This window comes from Pseudomonas sp. PME37.24/025, assembly GCF_055556615.1.
In genome coordinates this window covers 99,141-117,685 of the sequence record NZ_JBVHNK010000001.1, presented here as the reverse complement: position 1 = coordinate 117,685, position 18,545 = coordinate 99,141, and the positions used below count along the sequence as shown (strand labels likewise).

Annotated in this window: 16 protein-coding genes and 3 pseudogenes; 8 read left to right on the top strand and 11 right to left on the bottom strand. The window is 52.9% G+C overall.

Going from position 1 to position 18,545, the window contains the following annotated elements; all coding sequences use genetic code 11:
• Positions 1-137: 137 nt before the first annotated feature.
• Positions 138-1,358 (bottom strand): HEAT repeat domain-containing protein, encoded by a 1,221-nt coding sequence (locus ACZ3HH_RS00435; RefSeq protein WP_465802115.1) that lies wholly within the window; start codon positions 1,356-1,358, stop codon positions 138-140.
• A gap of 464 nt (positions 1,359-1,822) precedes the next feature.
• On the opposite strand from ACZ3HH_RS00435, the gene ACZ3HH_RS00430 reads away from it, so the two are divergent.
• The 3 genes and pseudogenes from ACZ3HH_RS00430 to ACZ3HH_RS00420 all read left to right on the top strand — a co-directional run bounded on the left by ACZ3HH_RS00430 (position 1,823) and on the right by ACZ3HH_RS00420 (position 3,673).
• Entirely contained in the window at positions 1,823-1,978 is a 156-nt protein-coding gene (locus ACZ3HH_RS00430) for a hypothetical protein (RefSeq protein WP_465802114.1), read from the top strand.
• Between the two features lie 350 nt (positions 1,979-2,328).
• Positions 2,329-2,579, top strand: a pseudogene (locus ACZ3HH_RS00425) (Arm DNA-binding domain-containing protein); the annotation flags it as partial.
• Between the two features lie 461 nt (positions 2,580-3,040).
• The gene (locus tag ACZ3HH_RS00420; protein WP_465802112.1) at positions 3,041-3,673 is read left to right on the top strand and encodes a LysE family translocator; all 633 of its coding nucleotides are present in this window, start codon (positions 3,041-3,043) and stop codon (positions 3,671-3,673) included.
• A gap of 83 nt (positions 3,674-3,756) precedes the next feature.
• Here ACZ3HH_RS00420 and ACZ3HH_RS00415 read toward each other — a convergent pair whose 3' ends face one another.
• The 4 genes from ACZ3HH_RS00415 to ACZ3HH_RS00400 all read right to left on the bottom strand — a co-directional run bounded on the left by ACZ3HH_RS00415 (position 3,757) and on the right by ACZ3HH_RS00400 (position 8,522).
• Complete coding sequence (locus ACZ3HH_RS00415) at positions 3,757-5,013, bottom strand: aminotransferase-like domain-containing protein (protein WP_465802720.1); 1,257 nt, start codon at positions 5,011-5,013, stop codon at positions 3,757-3,759.
• Between the two features lie 63 nt (positions 5,014-5,076).
• Entirely contained in the window at positions 5,077-6,222 is a 1,146-nt protein-coding gene (locus tag ACZ3HH_RS00410) for a trans-sulfuration enzyme family protein (protein ID WP_465802110.1), read from the bottom strand.
• The gene (amrS, locus tag ACZ3HH_RS00405; RefSeq protein ID WP_367375300.1) at positions 6,219-7,703 is read right to left on the bottom strand and encodes an AmmeMemoRadiSam system radical SAM enzyme; all 1,485 of its coding nucleotides are present in this window, start codon (positions 7,701-7,703) and stop codon (positions 6,219-6,221) included. Before amrS ends, ACZ3HH_RS00410 begins: the two co-directional genes overlap by 4 nt.
• Before the next feature lie 99 nt (positions 7,704-7,802).
• Positions 7,803-8,522, bottom strand: a complete 720-nt coding sequence (locus ACZ3HH_RS00400) for a YczE/YyaS/YitT family protein (RefSeq protein ID WP_465802107.1) — start codon at positions 8,520-8,522, stop codon at positions 7,803-7,805.
• Between the two features lie 198 nt (positions 8,523-8,720).
• On the opposite strand from ACZ3HH_RS00400, the gene ACZ3HH_RS00395 reads away from it, so the two are divergent.
• Positions 8,721-9,152: an Lrp/AsnC family transcriptional regulator gene (locus ACZ3HH_RS00395; RefSeq protein WP_367375302.1), complete on the top strand. Its 432-nt coding sequence runs from the start codon at positions 8,721-8,723 to the stop codon at positions 9,150-9,152.
• Positions 9,153-9,198: 46 nt separating this feature from the next.
• On the opposite strand, the gene ACZ3HH_RS00390 is transcribed toward ACZ3HH_RS00395, so the two are convergent.
• Complete coding sequence (locus ACZ3HH_RS00390) at positions 9,199-9,387, bottom strand: hypothetical protein (RefSeq protein WP_465802105.1); 189 nt, start codon at positions 9,385-9,387, stop codon at positions 9,199-9,201.
• Between the two features lie 10 nt (positions 9,388-9,397).
• Positions 9,398-9,607: pseudogene (locus tag ACZ3HH_RS00385) on the bottom strand (TolC family protein); the annotation flags it as partial.
• A gap of 2 nt (positions 9,608-9,609) precedes the next feature.
• Here ACZ3HH_RS00385 and ACZ3HH_RS00380 point away from each other — a divergent pair.
• The 4 genes and pseudogenes from ACZ3HH_RS00380 to ACZ3HH_RS00365 form a co-directional block, all read left to right on the top strand.
• Positions 9,610-10,111, top strand: a pseudogene (locus ACZ3HH_RS00380) (phage integrase central domain-containing protein); the annotation flags it as partial.
• A 125-nt stretch (positions 10,112-10,236) separates the two neighbouring features.
• Positions 10,237-11,499: a serine hydrolase domain-containing protein gene (locus ACZ3HH_RS00375; RefSeq protein ID WP_465802104.1), complete on the top strand. Its 1,263-nt coding sequence runs from the start codon at positions 10,237-10,239 to the stop codon at positions 11,497-11,499.
• A gap of 117 nt (positions 11,500-11,616) precedes the next feature.
• On the top strand, positions 11,617-12,954 hold the full coding sequence (locus ACZ3HH_RS00370; protein WP_465802102.1) for an alginate export family protein: 1,338 nt from the start codon (positions 11,617-11,619) through the stop codon (positions 12,952-12,954).
• Positions 12,955-12,993: 39 nt separating this feature from the next.
• Positions 12,994-14,097, top strand: coding sequence for a polyamine ABC transporter substrate-binding protein (locus tag ACZ3HH_RS00365; RefSeq protein ID WP_465802100.1), 1,104 nt, complete (start codon positions 12,994-12,996; stop codon positions 14,095-14,097).
• Between the two features lie 552 nt (positions 14,098-14,649).
• Here ACZ3HH_RS00365 and ACZ3HH_RS00360 read toward each other — a convergent pair.
• The 4 genes from ACZ3HH_RS00360 to ACZ3HH_RS00345 all read right to left on the bottom strand — a co-directional run bounded on the left by ACZ3HH_RS00360 (position 14,650) and on the right by ACZ3HH_RS00345 (position 18,477).
• Positions 14,650-14,910, bottom strand: coding sequence for an aldo/keto reductase (locus ACZ3HH_RS00360; RefSeq protein WP_465802099.1), 261 nt, complete (start codon positions 14,908-14,910; stop codon positions 14,650-14,652).
• Between the two features lie 150 nt (positions 14,911-15,060).
• The gene (locus ACZ3HH_RS00355) at positions 15,061-15,672 is read right to left on the bottom strand and encodes a TetR/AcrR family transcriptional regulator (protein WP_465802098.1); all 612 of its coding nucleotides are present in this window, start codon (positions 15,670-15,672) and stop codon (positions 15,061-15,063) included.
• Between the two features lie 312 nt (positions 15,673-15,984).
• Positions 15,985-17,355: an OprD family porin gene (locus ACZ3HH_RS00350; RefSeq protein WP_465802097.1), complete on the bottom strand. Its 1,371-nt coding sequence runs from the start codon at positions 17,353-17,355 to the stop codon at positions 15,985-15,987.
• Between the two features lie 117 nt (positions 17,356-17,472).
• On the bottom strand, positions 17,473-18,477 hold the full coding sequence (locus ACZ3HH_RS00345; RefSeq protein WP_465802095.1) for an MBL fold metallo-hydrolase: 1,005 nt from the start codon (positions 18,475-18,477) through the stop codon (positions 17,473-17,475).
• Positions 18,478-18,545: the final 68 nt, after the last annotated feature.

The window sequence follows — 18,545 nt, the reverse complement described above, 5'->3', positions numbered from 1 at the left end:
TTTGATGAGCTTGCGGATACGCAATCTTTCAAGCTGTTGGGATCCCCAAAATACCTCGGGTCAGACGGTTCCTTGAGTGCATGCTGAACGATTTAGCCAGTCTGTTGCATCGACCGGTTGAATCCACGTTGTGGAGCTCACTTAGCCGCTGCCTGGATAGTTTTAATAAGAGCGGATGTTGCTTCATCTTTCGGCTCGACTGATGTGGCAACCGTAGCGGCGTTTTGTTTTTGCTGGTCATCGGCAAGGGGCACCGTTTGACTGAGTACGACTAGCAAGTTGTGCTGACCATCTACGCTCGAATCCGGGAGCTGTTGGATGACCAGGGGGATCGCCCGCGGATCCTTGAGGTTTACCAGAACATTGGTGGCGAACGATCGAACGGTGCTGTCATCACTTACGGAAGCTTTAGTCAGAGCCTTCAAGTCGTTTTCTTCAACAACTGCTTTCAGTTCTCCGTTCTGGTTGGCATTTGACTCTGCAATTTCATTGAGTGAGACAAGCGCACCAAGCTTTGTACGATAACTACTGTCGGTGCTCTGTACCTTGGTTAACAGCGGTCTTGCGGCGGGCATACCTTTTTTTCCAAGCTCAGAGCGCGCATCGCGCCTCACGTAGGTACTGTCGGAGTTCAGGTTCTCGATCAGCTCTTCAACGTTTAGAGTAGGCTCATCCGCGTTGGCTGTTGGCACCAGTGACCAAGATGAATTATCAATAGAGGGTGTTAATTCAGCGACAACATGGTTGGTAGTGGCTCCACTTCCGCACGGGCCAACCTTGGCAATTACGGTATTTGTCTCATCGTAAAGGCTCTCTTCCCGGGAAATGTAGCTCCACTGAATGGTATCTCCAGAGCCTAATTTCGGTTTTATCAAAGCAGAATCGATGCAGCTAAATACTTGCTCTTTATCACCAATGTTAACGATGAGAGTCAGTTTTTTACGAACAATATCTTTGTCGAAAACCACAAAATCATAACTATTTTTTAGTCTGGATCCGAAAAAATCGTTATCGCCCTCGAATACCATAGTTGCCTCTTTTGTAAAGCCATCTATGTTTATGCGTAAGTAGCCCGTGCGGCCAGAAATGATAAAAAATATTGCGATTGCAAGTGCTGCGGACCCTATGATGGTCATTGATTGGCCTGGTATGGTGAGGCTGGCCTTAGAACCAAACGCACCAAGGATTATTCCGAGACCTGCACAGAACATGAAGATTTTCAGTGAAAAATATCCAAGGTGCATCACTTCGAAGGAGGTTCCTATCCCGATCATGACTAAGCCCATGACAAGAGCAGAGTAAAAAATAGGACCAACGCCGACTGATTTGTTATCGGTAACGTCTGACTTGTCGCTCATGATTGCTCCGGATTGCTGATTTACCAATGAATCACCACTAGACTCAACAACCCAATGAGTGCCTATGCTTAAAGTGGTGGTGAGAACAAAGCTAGACGGCACCTAAACACTTGTCCAATAGGGGGGTGGTCAGAATCGTGTGCGAAAGTTCTCATCTGTATAAAAGTTAGCTAACTAACTTGCCAGCACCAGCAAAGATCTTAGTTGTGTTTAGTGCTTAGTGAAATGCAGCATGGTTTTTCCCATGCATTCCGCTATCAAGAGGTCTTCCCAATGCTTATTGGAGCCCAGCGCTCACGCTAGTGATCAGTCGTTTCCGAATGGTGGAAGCATTGATTTCTTGTCATAAGTTATTACAAATTAACGAAGTCTTGATGGCGAAATAACGACGAACCTCAGCCCTGTCGCGACAGGATCATTTTTGATCAAGAGTCTTTAGAGCTCGGGTTGAGGTAGGAGCAAGGATGGCCCAGTCCAAGAAAATCAAGGTCATGCTTTCGAGTCGTTGCAATGAGCGTTTTCCTGCAGAAAGCGATCAAACTCTCACGGCTATCCGCGAGCAGCTCAAGCGCGAAATTGAAGCCACTCAGCTGTTCGGCAAGCAGGTGTTTGAAGTCTGAATCAATGAAAATGCTCCCCCCTCCGATGCTATGGACGACAGCTGGGAAGCCTGCCTACAGGCCGTTCGGGATTGCGATGTAATGCTCGTGTTGTTCAATGGCAATGCAGGTTGGGCCAAACGCTCCGGTGACATTGGTATTTGTCATGCGGAATACATGGAGGGCCTTGCCATCACTCGCGGAAAGGTGCGTTTGATTGCTATGCCCAATCTTCCGGTAACTGACGGACATGCTGCCGAGGCTGCGCGCAAAACTCCTTCGGGAACCCTTGCTATGGTTTCGGAGGATTTCATCGCAAGGATCGTCCATGATCCGGTGCTCGGCAGATCGGTTTTCTCGTGGCGTGTGCGATGGCTTTCACCAAGACCGCGGTCCGACACGCCAAACCCGGAGCCAAGGACTACACCCTCCCTGACTGCAACGGCCTCGCCCTTTTCGTGAATGCTGGCACTTCCGCTTTTCCTGGGCGGATAAACAACCGCGTATTTCTCTCGGTACCTATCCTGAAATTAGCTTACGAGATGCTCGTGCTCTGCGTGATGTTGCGCGGGCACTGGTCGCCAGGGGCATCGATCCGTGTGTCGATCGGCAGCTGGAGCGTAATGCCAGGCGCCTGGCCACGGAAAACGCCTAAGAAGCGGTTGTTCAGCATTGAAAGTGGTACGCAAAGTTGAGCATCGTGTTTCTGGTCGTGGGTCTCGATAGTCAGTATCCGTCTTGGCCCTCAACCCTCAAGGTCAACTCCATCAGGGCTACCTCTAAGGCCAGCTGACGGGCAAACTCTCGCAATCGGTAGATCGGTTTCGTCTCTGATGCATTGGCTGGTGCTGGTCTTCGGATCAGCATCCGCCAGCCACTTCAAATGTCCATCGGACGGACTTCCAGTGCCGGATAGGTATCGAGAGTATCCGGTGCCCAAGACACTGCTACACCTTAGTAATGAAGGAAAAACAAGAATACTTCGTGCAAAATTATCGGAAAAGCCCGTGTGAAGATTAATAATTAATTCATAAAAAAGTGCGCTTCCCCTAACCTTTCAGTATCAATTACGGAGGTGCATCTATGTTGATTTTCGTTAAGTCAATGGTCATTGGGCTTTGTATTGCAGCCCCTGTGGGACCCATTGGGCTGTTGTGCATACAGAGGAGCCTTATGCTGGGATGGAGAGCAGGTTTCGCGACAGGATTGGGGGCGGCTACAGCTGATTCGATCTATGGATTTGTCGGTGCGCTGGGGATTACAGCTATCATAGCGACGCTCATTAGCTTCAAACCATGGTTGTGTATTTTCGGGGGAGTGTTCCTCGCGTACATTGGTTATCAAACAATAAGATCGAAAGGGAGCACAACAGCCCTGGCGGGTGAACGAGCCAACCTGTTCAAAGCCTACTCGACTACACTGTTTTTGACACTGTCAAACCCAATGACCATCTTGTCGTTTATCGCGATATTTGCCGCCATGAGTGACGGTATGGTCAATGATCAAAGCAGTCAGCACTCGGTGCTGCCTATGGTGTTCGGTATATTTCTAGGCTCGGCTGTCTGGTGGCTGGGGCTGAGCGGATTCTCCTCCATATTCAAGACCCGGATCTCCCAATCAAAGCTTAGGTTGATCAACTATTTTTCCGGGTCAACCATAACCATCCTGGGTGCCTATCAGGTAGCCACTGGCGTTTTACTCGCCACAGGTACCTGAGCGGGAAGTCATACAAGGCTTGTTTCTCATTGACTGATCAACACGCCTTGGCATCAATCTCCTAAGGCCCACGGGAGAATGCTTTACTGCATTCTAAATTCAATGTACGCCCTGAGGCGGCCTATCGCTTGTTGGATTTCTGATTCTGTCGCATTACTAAACGACAATCTGACCTGAGTAACAGCCTCATTCGTCAGTGAAAACAAGGAAGTGGGAAATACAATAACCTTGAAATTCCTGGCGCACTCGCACATTTCAGAATATTCAAAGGTGAAAGGCAACTGTACATTGATGAAAAAACCACCTGTCGGATGGTTCCAGGTGACAGGTCTTCGAGAATTAGCCTTGAACGGGAATTCACGTTCAAGGCATTCAATCATGCAGTTTCTTTTTTTCGTGTAAGACAACACTCTTGGTTGGTTCAGGTTTTTTAAAGAGTAATTATTCTCTATCAACAAACCACCGACAACCGCTTGACACAGGGCAGGTGTATTGACCGTGATCAAGCTTTTGGCTTTGCATAATCTACTGCTAAAGGACATCACCCCGGCGCCCTCAGGAGCGACTAGATAGCCCATACGCAATCCCGGAAAAATCGACTTTGCAAAAGAGCCAAGAAGGAACACTCGACTACTGTCGATCGACTTCATCGAAGGGATTTTATCTCCCTCGTACCTGAAGTAGCTGTAGGCATTGTCCTCCAGGATTAAAAAGTCAAATTCATTGGCCAAGGAGAGCATAGCCTTCCTGTCTTCATAGGAAAGGCTGTCAGCAGTAGGGTTACTAAAATCTGAAATCGCGTACAGCGCTTTTATCTTTTCCCCCCTGGACTCCAGCTCCTTAGCTACCTTACGCAGGGCAGAGGGATCGAGGAAGGTGTCCATGGGAACGGGTACAATTTTTATTCTTAATAATTTCGCAATGCCGGTTATCCCGGAAAACACAGGATCAGGCACTAATAAAACACCGCCCCCTTCAAAAATGGCTAACAGTGTCAAGGTGGCAGCTTCTTGAAACCCCATGCACACGACAATACTTTCAGGGTTGAAAATCTTTATCCCTTCATCCACCTGCAAGTATTCGGCGATTATCTCATTGATAATCCCGGTGGTTTTTCCATATTGGCAAAGGAGTGTCGCAAGTGAATGTTCCGTATCGGCGATGTATCGTGCATAGCTGGCCAGCCCCTTATCGATGAGGGAGTGGTCGCATTGCTCATCATCAGGTCGACCGGAAGCCAGAGAAATAGCCTCTGGGTTTTCATTGGAAATGGAATTTAGAAGATGGATAACGTTCAGAGTAGGGTCTTCGAATATCGTTTTTTCGAATGCAATGGACAATTTCGCTTCTCCATAAAAAAAGCAACGAGCCGTTGAAAGCTCGTTGCTCATGATTAACATCAACTACGCAGGTTTAAGTGCACGTTCTCGATTCGCCATGTTTTCCATGGTTTCGAATGCTTGAAGCAGATCCTCTTTAAGATCCTCAAGGGCCTCTAAACCAAAACACAATCGAACCAAACCCTTTTCAATCCCCATGTCCGCTTTTTCCTGCTCAGTCATCGAGGCATGGCTCCCACTAAAGGGTTGCGCAACCATCGACGTGACACAGGCCATTCCCGTGCCCGTTCCAAACCATTTGAGGGCGCTGGTGAAGGTTTTGTAAAAGGGAACCAGATCGGGCCGAATATCAACAAACACAATGCCACCATATCCGGTCAATTGTTTGCCATCGATTCGCGGATAATAAACATGCTCAATAAAGGGCAGTTCCCGCAGGTAGTTGAGCATGCAGGAGGTAGTGTTACTGTGTTTCTCCATGCGTAGGTTAAACGTCTGCATGCTTCTGCGAAGCAACCATGCGCTATAAGGGGCTAATATTGAGCCTGAATAAAAACGACCTTCGAGCAGGCGCTTGTAAATCATTTCACTGTTGACAAGCACCAGGCCGCCCATCACATCGCTATGCCCGGAGAAATACTTCGTTGCACTGTACAGAGAAATATCGGCGCCAAAGTTTAGAGGTTTTTGAAAGATCGGAGTGGCCCACGTGTTATCAACGACTACCAGGGCCTGTGGGTTGTTTTGTTTAACTGCCCTGCTGACCGCATGAATATCAATATCTTTCAGGAAGGGATTGGTCGGCGTCTCGAAAATGACCATGTCCACGTTCGATGGCAACGCTTCCAACCCACTTTCTGTGGTGAGATCCAGAATCGTCAGTTCCGCACCGATACGTGCAGCATATCGCTGAAACAGTTTATAAGAACAGCCATAGATGTATTTGTTGATCACCAGCGACCCGCCCGGTTTCAGCAGCTCCAAAACCATGTAGATGGCACTCATTCCGGTGCTGTAGGCCAAGGCGTATTCGCTGCCTTCCAAGGAAGCGACAACCTGTTCCAGCTCGGTCACGTTGGGATTGGCTTTTCTCGAGTAGAAGAACGCCGAGTCAGCGCTAAAAGCGCTGCACTGATAAATAGGCGTCACAGATGGATGGGCCTCTCGGTCATCGACCTTGATATGGAGTATTTCAGTAGACACATTCATGACTTGTTGACCAGTTTGATAATCTGCTCATACATGTTCTGCTTGCCTTCATAACCAATTGTCGGCGTGATGTCATTTTGCGAAATACCAATCTCTTCAATCGACTCGGTTGGGAAGTGAGCCCTGTCGAATACTTCATGAAGATTTGAGTTCACCCCCTTGGGAAGCCAGACCTCAGGGCCTGATTCATCAATTCGCGCCTTGGCGACAATGAATCGATAGCTTTCATACGGCCGCAATGTCAGTGATTTCCAATCACTGTTAAGCCCGTCGGTATAATTGCGCCGCAGGTAGACGGTCTGTTCAAAGCCTTCAGTATTCAGCACTTGGGCATGCAGCGATACGATATCCCCATGCCACTCGAACTTTCGCTTCTCGTAAGCGGTCAGCGCATCCTCTTGCAGTTCAACAGGAATGTTCGCTTTGTGTTCGCCAAGTAACTTGAAATGTGCATCGTGCCCACACTGAGTACAGCAACCGTTGCTATCCAGTCCGATGATGTCAGCATTCAAACCGTAGCGGGTAACGAGTAGAGCGTTACAGTTATTGCAACTGGTATTGGTGCCCTCGACATCATTCACGTTACCCAGATAAACATGCTCAACCCCCATGCTCCGAGCGATGTCCCGAGCCTTCAAGAGTCTGTCCACGGGGGTCCGGATGCTATTACTCATTTTATAATCGGGGTGAAACCTTACAAAGTGGAGCGGTACATTCGGGCCCAGTTCATCCAGTACCCACTGGCTAATCTTCCTGGCGGTATCCTCATCGTCACTGATGTCGGTCACCATCAACGTGCTGACTTCAACGTATTTACCAGCATCGTATACTTTCTTGATGCCGGCCAGAACGGGCTCTACCCAGCCTGTTGTGACTTTTCGATAGTATTCAGGGGAAATGGATTTTAGCGAAATGGAGAATATATCAATGACCGGCAATAGTTCATCAATAGCTTCTTCACTGATAAAAAATGCAGATTTATATAAGTTGATCAACCCCGCTTCTTTTGCCAGCTTTGCCGTGTCGAGGATGAACTCATGCCAGACAACAGGATCGTTATAAGTCCAGGAGATGACGCGTATACCATGCTTTAGTGCAGTTTCCACCACCTGTTCAGGGGTGTAGTAGTACACGTCTTTGTCTGTCACATATTTGGCCTGGGAGGTCTTCCAGTTGTGACAGTAGCCGCAGTTAAGCATGCAGCCGATATTGCCTAAGGAAAGGATTCGCTCTCCGGGAGCAAAGTGGAATACCGCCTCGGTTTCGATCGTCTCTTCGGTACTGTGAACGCCTTTACCGTAATTCAATGTAACTAACCGACCCCCTCTGTTTCCGCGCACCTTGCAAAAACCTACCTTACCTTCCTGGATGACACAGTTACGAGGGGAAAGATGACACTTTACACTACCGCCAGGAAGTATTTCTTCCAGCTTCGCGGGCATGCTTTCCAAGGTCCAGTTTTTATTTTTTGTATTTTCCATTACTCACTCCTCATCTCGGAAGTTACTGTCAACATCATCGGTTAAAATAGTCGAGGCAAAGTAATCCCACAGCCACGGTGGCAGCAATCCCTCTCGTCGTTATGGGTAGGCAGAAGAAGCGCTGGTTAATCCATAATTCTTAAGTGAAAAGCGCCTGGCGTTTATGTTCATGAATGGCTGTATTAGAGGGCCTATGACCAACAAGAATGCAATCGTTCCCACACCGAACGGCCCACCTAAAAGCCACCCGGTCGAAAAAATTCCAACTTCAATGATCATTTTAGCCTTGGTGAATGACCATGCCCATTTGGAAACCATGGTAAGCACCACAAGGTCCATGATTCTGATACCAATACCGCTCATGATGATCAATGCGGATGAATAAGCACACAAGATCAGTCCCATCGCCAATATCGTGTATTCATCCACTCTGACAATCAAATACTCTCCAAGCCCCAGCACGGACCAGAGGTCTATTAGCAGACCGGTAAGCGTAGTTGTAATAAAGGGACTTATCGGAGGGTACTTCTTGTTCCAGAGCATCCACCACAGCAGAAAGAATATAGCAACGATGCCCGAACAAACACCCATTCCGAGCATGAGTATTTTATTGATTGAAATGATCAGGACATCTAAAGGATCAGTTCCCAGTCGACTGACTATGAAAAACTTGGCACCCACCGAGAACAGGGTGACGCCAGCCAGATACATGAAAACCTGATCCATCTTGAAGTTGCGAAAACCTAGGACATTCGTTCCAATATAATTGGTGAATGATGGAGGGGGCTTTTTTGCACACTTTATTTTTTCATCTTCCATACGAACACCATCCCTGAAGGAAATTTTTTATTATGCGGTGCGTAACGCTAAAGATTAGGGCTATTGATTTCCCGGATTCTTTTTAGGCTTTGTCGGGCTGTAAATAGACTAGCACTGTGCTTTATTTTGGTGCATTATTTTTTAATGAAAAACACATGCTTTTCATTAAAATTTATACTTTTTACTGGGGAAACGTACATGGATCGTATAGACACAAAAATCCTGGGAAAGGTGCAGGACTGTGGTCGCATTTCCATCACAGAGCTGTCCAGGCACGCGGGTCTTTCTATTCCCGCCACCACTGATCGGCTGCGAAAGCTCGAAGACTCCGGGGTCATCAAGGGCTATAGCGCTCAGTTAGATCCAACCAAGCTAGGGTTTGGCATATCTGCTGTCGTCGGCATCACCACCCTCAAGCCGGCGAAATCCAAATTGATAGCGACGCTCAACGACATACCCGAAGTCGTTGAGTGTCTACACATCACGGGAAACGACTCCTACCTGATCAGGATCTATGCCAAGTCAATGGCCGATATCGAGAATGTCATTGCGAGGATCAACGCGTACGGTGAGACACGTACAAGCATTGTTTTGTCAGTCCCTATCGAGAGAAGAACGCTTGCCCCTTGAATTGCGCGACATCCTCTGACTATCTATTTTTGGTAAGTAGAAGGACCTACATCCGCCATTCCAGCCCAACGAACAGGCTTCGGCCATCGCCGGGCAGAAACTGTGCACTGTCCTGCCCCTTCGCATCGGCAATCACCCCGGTAGTGGCGACGTAGGTCTTGTCGGAGAGGTGTTTCTCGCAGAAAAAAAACGGTCGGTTAAGGCCGTAAAGCGAGATGAACCATGTGTGGCACATTCAAAGGTAGCTATTGTGCACTGGAGAAAAAGCGAACAGCTGATAAGTCGTGCTGCCAGCCGCCGCCCAATGCTTTGAATGTGGCCACTGCAGCGCGAGCCGATTCAGTTTGTGCTTGGGCTCTACCATCAGATGTCGCTAAAAGGTTTTCATCGGCATCCAGTACTTCTATCAGACTGGCCACGCCTTTTTCATACGTGGCAAACGACATCGCTCGGGCTTATGGCACTCTCGGTTACCACCGTTCGGCAAGCCAGAATTACCGGCAACGATTATTCCCTCGGCAACACGGATGGGCTTGCGCTCAATGTGACGGCCCGTGGATGCCGCGATGAGGCGCGTGCCTTGGTTACTCAAGGCATCAATCCTTATGAGTATCGTAAACAGCAGCGTCGCTCGTTCGTCATGCGCCAGAGCACACACTCGCAGATCTTGAGAGTCTTCAAAAAGGACGTCCTGCCAACGCTCGGCCGGCGGTCTATCTACGACATCAATCGCCACGACTTGATGCACCTACTGAGCGGAATCGAACAACGCAAGGCGTTAACGACACGCGCTTCGAGGTAACGGTGGTGCAAACCAAACGCGACTAGTTCTTCGCTTGTTGCTGCTAGCGGGGGGGCGTACCGGAGAGCTGCGCTTGGCGACGCCCGACCAGTTTGATCTGGAGCAGCGGTTGTGGATGATCCCGCCGGAAGTGGTGAAGCAGCTTCAGATGGGAATCCCGCAAAAACACCGCAACCACAAAATATGTTAATCCTGAAAAAAGGTTTATTGACTAAAAAATAATATCGGGTAATTCTTTTCCTGCATCTGCTTTCACGCAGAGTCATTTTCAGGGTCAACCCGATGAGTCAGAACACCGTGCCTTCACTGGCCAGTCTTTACGTCGAGACTAATGAATCGTCATTCGACGCACGCTTGGCGTCTTCGCTTATGCAGGGCTTCCCGGCAGAGCCGCAACGCCGCGTCACCTGGAACAACTGGATGCGCCCACCGTTCAACCAGTGGGGTTTCCGTAATCTGGCGCGTCTGCGTCCCTCCATTGATGTGCAGGCGGGTTCCGGGCTGGTCAGTACTTTGCAAGAATCTCCACAAGCGCTGGATGAGCTGCACTTCAACAGTGAGTGTGGTCTGGGAGTCAGCGTCATCGATCACTTGGTGGCCAGTCAGACCGATGCCTTTTTGGTGATGCAGGGCGACACGGTGTTGTTCGAGCGCTACTTCAACGGTCAGCGGCCCCGAGACCGGCACGTCATGTTCTCGGTGACCAAGTCGCTGATTGGCACCCTCGGTGAGCAATTGGTCTGCGATGGCGTGCTCGATCCGCAATTGCTCGCATCGTATTACGTGCCCGAACTGGCAGGCAGCGCGTTTGGCGATGCCACCGTACGTCAGCTGTTCGACATGGCGGTGGGTATCGATTACAGCGAGGTCTATGACGATCCCAACTCCGAGAGTTCGCAGTACGGCTATGCCTGCGGGTTTCAGCCTGCACCCACTCAGTACGCTCAGTTCGAGTCGTTGTACCAGTACTTGCCATCGTTAAAAAAACGCGGCAGTCACGGCGGCTTTTTTCATTACGTGACCGCCACCACCGAAGCCTTGGCCTGGGTCATGGAGCGCGCCTCGGGCAAGGCCTGCGATCAATTGCTGCAAGACATCTGGAGCCAGTTGGGGTGTGAGCGCGACGGCTATTTTATGGCCGACCCTTGGGGGCGTAGCGTCGCCGGAGCCGGTTTCAGTGCCACCTTGCGAGACATGGCGCGGTTCGGTCGGCTGCTGGCCAACGATGGCCGCCAGAATGGCCTGCAACTGCTATCGACCGAGACAATCGCGCGCATTGCCGCCGGCTCTGATCCGGCGATATACGCCAAAGACTCCGACTTCTCCAAATGGACTCCCGGTGCTTCCTACCGCAGCCAGTGGTACGTCTTCAACGACCACAGCCAGGCAATCATGGCCGGTGGTATTCACGGCCAATACCTGTTCGTCGATAAGCCGTCCGGTGTGGTGATCGTCAAACAGTCATCGCTGACCGATGCCGTTAGTCCATTCGATACTGACAGCGTGCGCATGCTGCGTGCCATCGCCGCGCACCTTAGCCACTGAAACGCCCCATAAAGACAAGAGTTTTGCGTCCTTTCACTTGGCTCGACCAGGTGTTGGCGGCGCTCTGTGCCGCCATTTCACTGCCCTGTTACAACAATAATCACACAGGAGCTTCATATGGTTTCCATGATGCGTTTCTCTCGAACGCTCTTGGCGTTCGGCTTACCCCTGACTGCCCAAGCCGCGTTGGCGGGCTACACCTTCGAGGACGGTAACCTCAAGGGTGAGGTCAACCTCACCGCCGGTGGTGCGACCCTCACCACCCGCAATGTCAATTTTGGCGGTGGCCGCGTCGATGCGCGCAGTGGCAAAAAAGGCGGCACGAAAATCGACTGGCAGGAGTTCTACGTCAAGCCCGGCGTCAAGCTGGAGTATGCGTTGCAGCCAGACTTCAGTCTGCTGGCCGGCGGCTCGCTGGTGGCGGCGACCACCTTTGGCGATGGCGATGCCGGCGGCTTCACGCGCAGCTCTGATGGTGAGGTGGCCACCGAAGAACTCTACGGCGGTTTCCGCGCCGGGGAATGGACGCTGACTGCCGGGCGCCAGAACTACATGATCGGTACTGGCTTCATCGTCATGGACGGTAACCTCGACCAGCTCAAGGACGGTGCCTACTGGCTTGGCCCCAGAACCGCCTTCAAGGATTCGGCGATCCTGGCCTGGGATCATGGCGCGTTGAAGACCCAGGCCTTCACCTTGCGCACCGACGACGATCTGGGTGATTTCCGCATGACAGGCGCCAACCTGGATTACAACCTGGATGACCAGGTGACGCTGGGGGCCATGGCGATGAAGGTCAATGCGCTGGGCCCCAGGGGCAGCACGCTTCCTCGACGCCGGGACGGGATGTTGGTGTACAACGTGCGTGCGTTGAAGGCCAAAGTACCGGGCGTGCCGGACCTGACGCTGAATGCCGAATACGCGGTGGAACGGGGCAGTGGTGAAGGCGTGGATTACGATGCCAACGCCTGGTACGGCCAGGCGGATTACGCCTTCAACACGCTGCCGCTGACCCCGGTGATCGGCTACCGCTACGCCAGTTTTTCCGGCGATGACAACCTTACCGACAACCGGCAGAAAGCCTGGGACTCGCTGAGTAAGGGCTTTGTCGACTGGAGTACCTGGCTGGTGGGGGATGTCGTCGGCAACTACCTGTTATTCAACAGCAACGAGAACGTTCAGCAGTTCTCACTCAAGACCCACCTCAACGAAACACTGACCCTCGGTGCGATCCACTATCAGTTCTGGCTGGACGAGAAAAACTACATGGGGGCACCCGTCAGCGATCGGCGTTTTGCCGATGAGAGTGTGGTTTTCCTCGACTGGACCCCGACGCCGTCGTTCTATACATCGCTCTCCTATAACTGGGTCAAGCCGCTGGCCGCTGCCAAGCAGGTGTTCGGCGATGATGAAAAATTCAGTGCACTCGAACTTTATTTCACCTACCGCTATTAAGTGTCGCGAGCCAACGCGGCCGCGGAGGAGTGTTTCACCATGAACAAGAATGTACGCAATGCCCTGTTGTCCGTTGCGCTGTCATTGCTGACGGCGGGCGTTTCCCTCGCTGAAGAGCGCACGGTGCGGATCTATAACTGGATCGAATATTTGCCACCGGAAATCCTCAAGAGCTTTCAGGAAGAAACCGGGATCCGTCCGATCTATGACGTGTTCGACAGCGTCGAGACCCTGGAGTCAAAATTGCTCACCGGCAACTCTGGCTATGATGTGGTCTATCCCGGCAGCGCCAACCTGAGTCATCTGATCGCTGCGGGTGCCGTCCAGGCTCTGGATCGCAGCCAGCTGCCGAACTGGCAGCACCTGGACCCGGAGTTCATGAAATCCCTGGAGGCGGTGGGTGACACCGGCAACCGCTACGCGGCTCCGTACCTTTGGGGCACCACGCTGATCGGCTACAACGTCGACAAGGTTCAGCAGATTCTAGGTGCCAATGTGCAGATGAACACCTGGGACATGATCTTCAAGGAAGAGAACCTCGCCAAGCTGGCCAGTTGCGGTGTCGGCTTCCTCGATGCAGCCAACGAGATCGTGCCCATCGCCTTGCACTACAAGGGGCTCGACCCGAACAGCCAGAAGCGCGAGGACTACCCGCAGGCCCAGGCCGCGATGATGAAAATTCGCCCTTACATCACCTACTTCAACTCGTCGCGCTACGGCATGGACCTGGCCAACGGTGACATTTGTGTAGCCGTGGGCTGGTCTGGCGGCGTGGCGCTGGCCAAACAGCTGGCTGATGCCGCCGGAAAAGGTGTCAAGGTCGAGATGGCACTCCCCAAGGAAGGTGCGCCGATGTGGTCAGACGTGATGATGGTGCCGACCAATGCTCCCCACACCAAGGAAGCCCACGAGTTCATCAATTACATCCTGCGTCCGGATGTGATCGCCCGGATCAGCAACAAGATCGGATACCCCAACCCGAACAAGGATGCCACCGCGCTGGTGAACGCCGACATCCGTAATAACCCCAACATGTATGTGCCGGACGAAGCGCGTAAAACCCTGTTCGCTTTGCAGCCCATGCCGTCAGCCATGGAGCGCATCCGCACTCGCACCTGGACCACGATCAAGACCAATCGCTGATCATCGTGGCCCGGCACTTTTGTGCCGGGCTCGACAGGGCTGCACCCAACCTGCCGTTTCTATTGATGCCCCAGTAACACCTCTGCTGTTGAGTACGGCCTCTGTTAACCCTTGTCGCTGGCGCGCATCGCCAGTCGGACGCGTGTGGATGACAGGCAGCGCAGCAGGGTGTGACGGGCTCTTCCTCTGATAGGCGACAGGCATGTCGCCATTTTTTTGTGTGAACGCTCGGCACAGGAGACGCGCCATGTTTGTCACTTTACGAGCCAGAATTATTGTACTGGTCGGGATATGCCTGACACTGCTGGCCTTGGCCCTGATCGGCACAGTAATCAAGGAAATGAGTGGCTTGAGTCAGCGCGCCGAGGGGGTGACTTCTGCCAGCATGACCCAGGCTATCGAGGCGCGTGTGGACGAGTCCGTTCGCTTCCAGTCCTCTGGCGTCCAGGTGTTTTTCCGCGATGTCCTGCGCGTAAGACCTGAGGTGAGCGGGACTTCGTTTTGTGGCGGGTCATGCCAGCCACGTGCCTGGGCTATCGCGTACAGCCAGTCTCAAATGAGACTGGCGAGGTCCAGTCGTTCAAGGGTTTGAGCATCCAGCCCCAGCAGGGTCGAACGCGCCAGGCTATTCAGTTGCACCAGGTTGGTGGCACTCGCGATGGCAGAGGTAATGCCGGGTTGGTGCATGACCCAGGCCAAGGCGATTTCCGCTGGTGAGACCTGCTGCTCCTGCGCCACCTGATGCAGAACGTGCAAAATGCGCATGCCGCGCTCATCGAAATACTTCTCCAGGTCCTCGCGGCGAGAAGACATTGCCGCCCAGCACCAGGCGCGAACTCTCCATCGTTGAATTTCCCAAATAGTCTTTTTTCATACCGGTCCGCCGTTCGATTTAGTAATCAGCCCTCTGATGTTTGGTGTTCAGCCAAACACCTCGCGAGGTGAATGCATCTGTGTGTTTTCTCAGGCCCGCATGCCGTAAAAGAGCAGCTCGGTGATGTGCCTTACCTGAGCGGAGTGGGACTCGACATCCGGTTGCTCCTGGTTGACCAGCCTGAACAACTGCAGGTGTGAGTAGTCGTTCAACAAAAAGGCGGCCAGGTCGACGTCGAGGTCGGCGCGGAGTTTGCCGGCCTGCTGCAACTCTCTGAGCAATCCGCTGATTTCAGCCCTGAGCGCATCGTTCATGGCGCGATAGCCTTCGGGCAGCCCGTTGTCGCCGCCAAACAGGATCAATGGCAGCAGCTCACGCCAGAGGCTGGGGTGCATGACTTCCAGGGCGTAACCCGTCAGCAGCTTCTCCAGGTAACACATGGCATCGACCGGATCTTCTATTTCAGGGATCTGGCTGCGGGTGTCCTTGAGTGCACGCTGGTCGGCGTCGTGCAGGATTTCCAGGATGATTTCCTGCTTGTTGCCGAAATACTTGAACACTGTGGGGGCTGATACCCCAGCCTGGTTCGCGATCTGTTCGATGGTGGTGTTCTGGAAGCCCTGACGCTCAAACAGTTCGATCGCTGCCTTGCTGATGGCTTGGCGTCGTTCGACTTTCTGACGTTCACGTAGTCCGCTCACGGGAGATCCTTTGTCGCTATGAATAAGGGGGCGGATGTCGCCCAATCATCCATGCAAAATACTTAATCGAGTAAAACTTTTAAAGCGCTAATTTCTGTAGTGCGTTGTGTGTTCGGCGCGATGACAGGTTACCTGGATACCTTTGTTCACCTATTTGGGGCGCGCTGGACCTTGTTCCCTTGAACAGATGTCCTGACCGCTGCCAGCGTGGTTCAGGCGACTATCAGAGCCGCGTCATCAATCGCGCGGAGAACGGGCTTTCTTGCCGGCGCGGAAGGCACGAGGCTGCTGAGGGGTCAATACCGTGAAAGCTCAAAGCGATCCCAGCTTGAGCGGGTACTCGATAACCACATAAGTCCGGTCGATGTCATCGCCGGCCTGAGCGTTATTGGCTCGATGCGTCACATGGGACAGCTGCACGGACAAGTCCTTGGCCCGGCCCGACCGCACGATGTAGCGTAGGTCTATATCGCGTTCCCAATGCCGGCCGCCATCCCCTTGTTGGGGTTGGTAATCGCCGGTGGTCGGGTCGAACGGGTTATACGCACCGCCCTTGGGTGCCTGGGTGCCATCGATGCCACGCCCGGTCACGTAGCGGGTCATGAACTTCAAGCCGGGCAGGCCGAAAGTGCCGAGGTCGAAGTCGTAACGCACCTGCCAGGAGCGTTCATGGGGGCCGTTGAAATCAGCGTACTTGATCGAGTTGGCGAGATAGATGGAATCACCACCGACGAAGTCGAAGGGTGTGTCGCCGTTGATTTTCTGATAGGCGAGGGTGAAGGCTTGGGCACCGGTGGTGTATTTGCCCGACAGGCTGTAGGCGGTGTTATCGATCGCCCCTGTCACGGCCTCGCCATAGTCCTGGGTGCGGTAAAGATTGCCATCGAGGAAAAAGCCGGACTGTTTCAGGTGCAGGTTGGCGTAGTACTGACGCCAGGTGTCGCTCAGTTCCGAGGCATAAAGGGCACCGCCCACCAGGCGATCCTCGAACAGGTTGACCCCGATAAAATCAATGCCGCCCGTACCGGTGCTCACACCGTAGCCGGAGAAGTCGCCCTTGTGGGTGGACGCATCCTGATTCTTGAAAGCGGTGAAGTGACCGGCCAACAAATGCACGTCGTCGATTTCACGGCTGTCGATCAACAGGCCCGTGGCGTATTCCGGTTGCAGGCGTTTGTCCGCCGTGTCGAACACCGGAGTTTCCACACTCATTTCACCGAACGCCAGGGTGGTGCGGGAGGCTCGCAGCTTCAAGGCTCCAGCACCGCTGGAGTAGCTGTCTTCGCTGCGACCGTCATGATCCAGAGGTAACAATCCCGTCCCGGAACGTCCCTTGCCGCCGTCCAGTTTCAAACCGAGAAATCCATGGGCATCGATACCCACTCCAATCATGCCGGGAGTGAACCCGGACTCGAACGAAGTGATGAAACCTTGAGCCCATTCCTGTTTGTAACTCTTGTCTGTCGACGAAGGCGATCGATAGTCACTGTTGAGGTAGAAGTTTCGGCTGAGCACCTCAAGCGTCGACCCTGCCAGCAAACTTTGTGCGGTTTGTACGGGCTCGGCGGCTATCGCGGTTCCGGCTGTGCTCGTGAGCAACATGCACAGCCAGAAGGGCATCAGGGGATCAGTCGCGTTGCCCGGACCTTGAATTGCAACAAGGTCGTTGGATGCATACATCATATTCATTCACCGCGCGAGAAGTGGCTGCGCAGCCAGCGAGTCGAGCGCCAGCGGCCCGGCACCTTCACCGCTGAGAAGGTTCCCCGCAGTGAAGTTGGCTTAAGTCCGGGGTTGTGATCACTGGATCAGCGGGACATTTTTCGGTCGCTGGTAAGGGCCGTATTCGACGGGCACCCAGGCGAAGGCTTTTTCGCGATTGCTGATATGCCCGATACCAGGGAAGGGCAAGTGAGCACCGGCAACCCAGGTGCGGTCATGAGCGACTTGTTTGAACAGTTTTTCGCGAGTCTCGACGGCCTGTTTGCCCTGGACATCGAAGCCGATGCTCACTTCCGGATGCTGGAACTGCACGGCGAAACTGTGGACCAGGTCACCCATGAACAGAATGCTCTGGCCGTTGGAGCTGAACGTGTAGCCGCTGCTGCCGGGTGTGTGGCCGGGCAGGCTGACCGGGGTGACGCCAGGCACCAGCGACTGCTCGGGGGTGAAGGTTCTAAAGCGGTCGGCGGCGACATAGGGAGCCACCGATTTACGGGCAATCTCGAAGTAGCCACGGGCATCTGCAGGGGCCTTGTCCAGGTTTGCCTGGCTGAGCCAGTAATCGGCTTCCAGTTTGGCGGCATACACCGTGGCATTGGCGAACACGGGTTCACCCTTGGTGTTGATCAGGCCGCAGACGTGATCAACATGCATATGGGTGAGCAGTACGGTATCCACTTGCTCAGGCTGATAACCGGCAGCGCGGATATTGTCGGGCAGCCAGCCGGCGGTTTCACCGAAACAGGCACCGGCACCGGCATCCACCAGCACCAGGTTTTTGCCAGTGTTGATCAGGAATGCGTTGAATGCGGTCGGCATGCCTTGAGTAGAAATGAACTTGCGTTCGAGCATGGCGCGAATGTCTTTCTGCGAAAGGCCTTTGAGCAGCGTTGGCCCGAGGTCGCTGTAGCCATCGAACAACGCGGTGACTTCATATTCACCCACCGCCAGGCGCTGATAGCCAGGGACTTGAGTTTGTACTTGCGGCGGTGGCGCCGCCAGAACCTGACTGGCTGCAAACGTGAGACCGAGGGCTATCAGTGAGCCCTTGAAGTGGGCGGGGAGGTGCTTGAGAAGGCTCATGGCTTGCTTCCTGGTTGCAATAAAAAAGGCGTGAGAAAGCGGCTACGCATATGCGCAGCCGCTGTCGT

What these genes read in the sequence shown, in the direction of transcription:
- ACZ3HH_RS00345 (WP_465802095.1), bottom strand. Translation starts at nt 18,477, where the DNA reads ATGAGCCTTCTCAAGCACCTCCCCGCCCACTTCAAGGGCTCACTGATA.
- ACZ3HH_RS00435 (WP_465802115.1), bottom strand. Translation starts at nt 1,358, where the DNA reads ATGAGCGACAAGTCAGACGTTACCGATAACAAATCAGTCGGCGTTGGT.
- ACZ3HH_RS00365 (WP_465802100.1), top strand. Translation starts at nt 12,994, where the DNA reads ATGAACAAGAATGTACGCAATGCCCTGTTGTCCGTTGCGCTGTCATTG.
- ACZ3HH_RS00390 (WP_465802105.1), bottom strand. Translation starts at nt 9,387, where the DNA reads ATGTGCCACACATGGTTCATCTCGCTTTACGGCCTTAACCGACCGTTT.
- ACZ3HH_RS00395 (WP_367375302.1), top strand. Translation starts at nt 8,721, where the DNA reads ATGGATCGTATAGACACAAAAATCCTGGGAAAGGTGCAGGACTGTGGT.
- ACZ3HH_RS00430 (WP_465802114.1), top strand. Translation starts at nt 1,823, where the DNA reads ATGGCCCAGTCCAAGAAAATCAAGGTCATGCTTTCGAGTCGTTGCAAT.
- ACZ3HH_RS00410 (WP_465802110.1), bottom strand. Translation starts at nt 6,222, where the DNA reads ATGAATGTGTCTACTGAAATACTCCATATCAAGGTCGATGACCGAGAG.
- ACZ3HH_RS00370 (WP_465802102.1), top strand. Translation starts at nt 11,617, where the DNA reads ATGGTTTCCATGATGCGTTTCTCTCGAACGCTCTTGGCGTTCGGCTTA.
- ACZ3HH_RS00350 (WP_465802097.1), bottom strand. Translation starts at nt 17,355, where the DNA reads ATGATGTATGCATCCAACGACCTTGTTGCAATTCAAGGTCCGGGCAAC.
- ACZ3HH_RS00400 (WP_465802107.1), bottom strand. Translation starts at nt 8,522, where the DNA reads ATGGAAGATGAAAAAATAAAGTGTGCAAAAAAGCCCCCTCCATCATTC.
- ACZ3HH_RS00360 (WP_465802099.1), bottom strand. Translation starts at nt 14,910, where the DNA reads ATGTCTTCTCGCCGCGAGGACCTGGAGAAGTATTTCGATGAGCGCGGC.
- ACZ3HH_RS00420 (WP_465802112.1), top strand. Translation starts at nt 3,041, where the DNA reads ATGTTGATTTTCGTTAAGTCAATGGTCATTGGGCTTTGTATTGCAGCC.
- amrS (WP_367375300.1), bottom strand. Translation starts at nt 7,703, where the DNA reads ATGGAAAATACAAAAAATAAAAACTGGACCTTGGAAAGCATGCCCGCG.
- ACZ3HH_RS00375 (WP_465802104.1), top strand. Translation starts at nt 10,237, where the DNA reads ATGAGTCAGAACACCGTGCCTTCACTGGCCAGTCTTTACGTCGAGACT.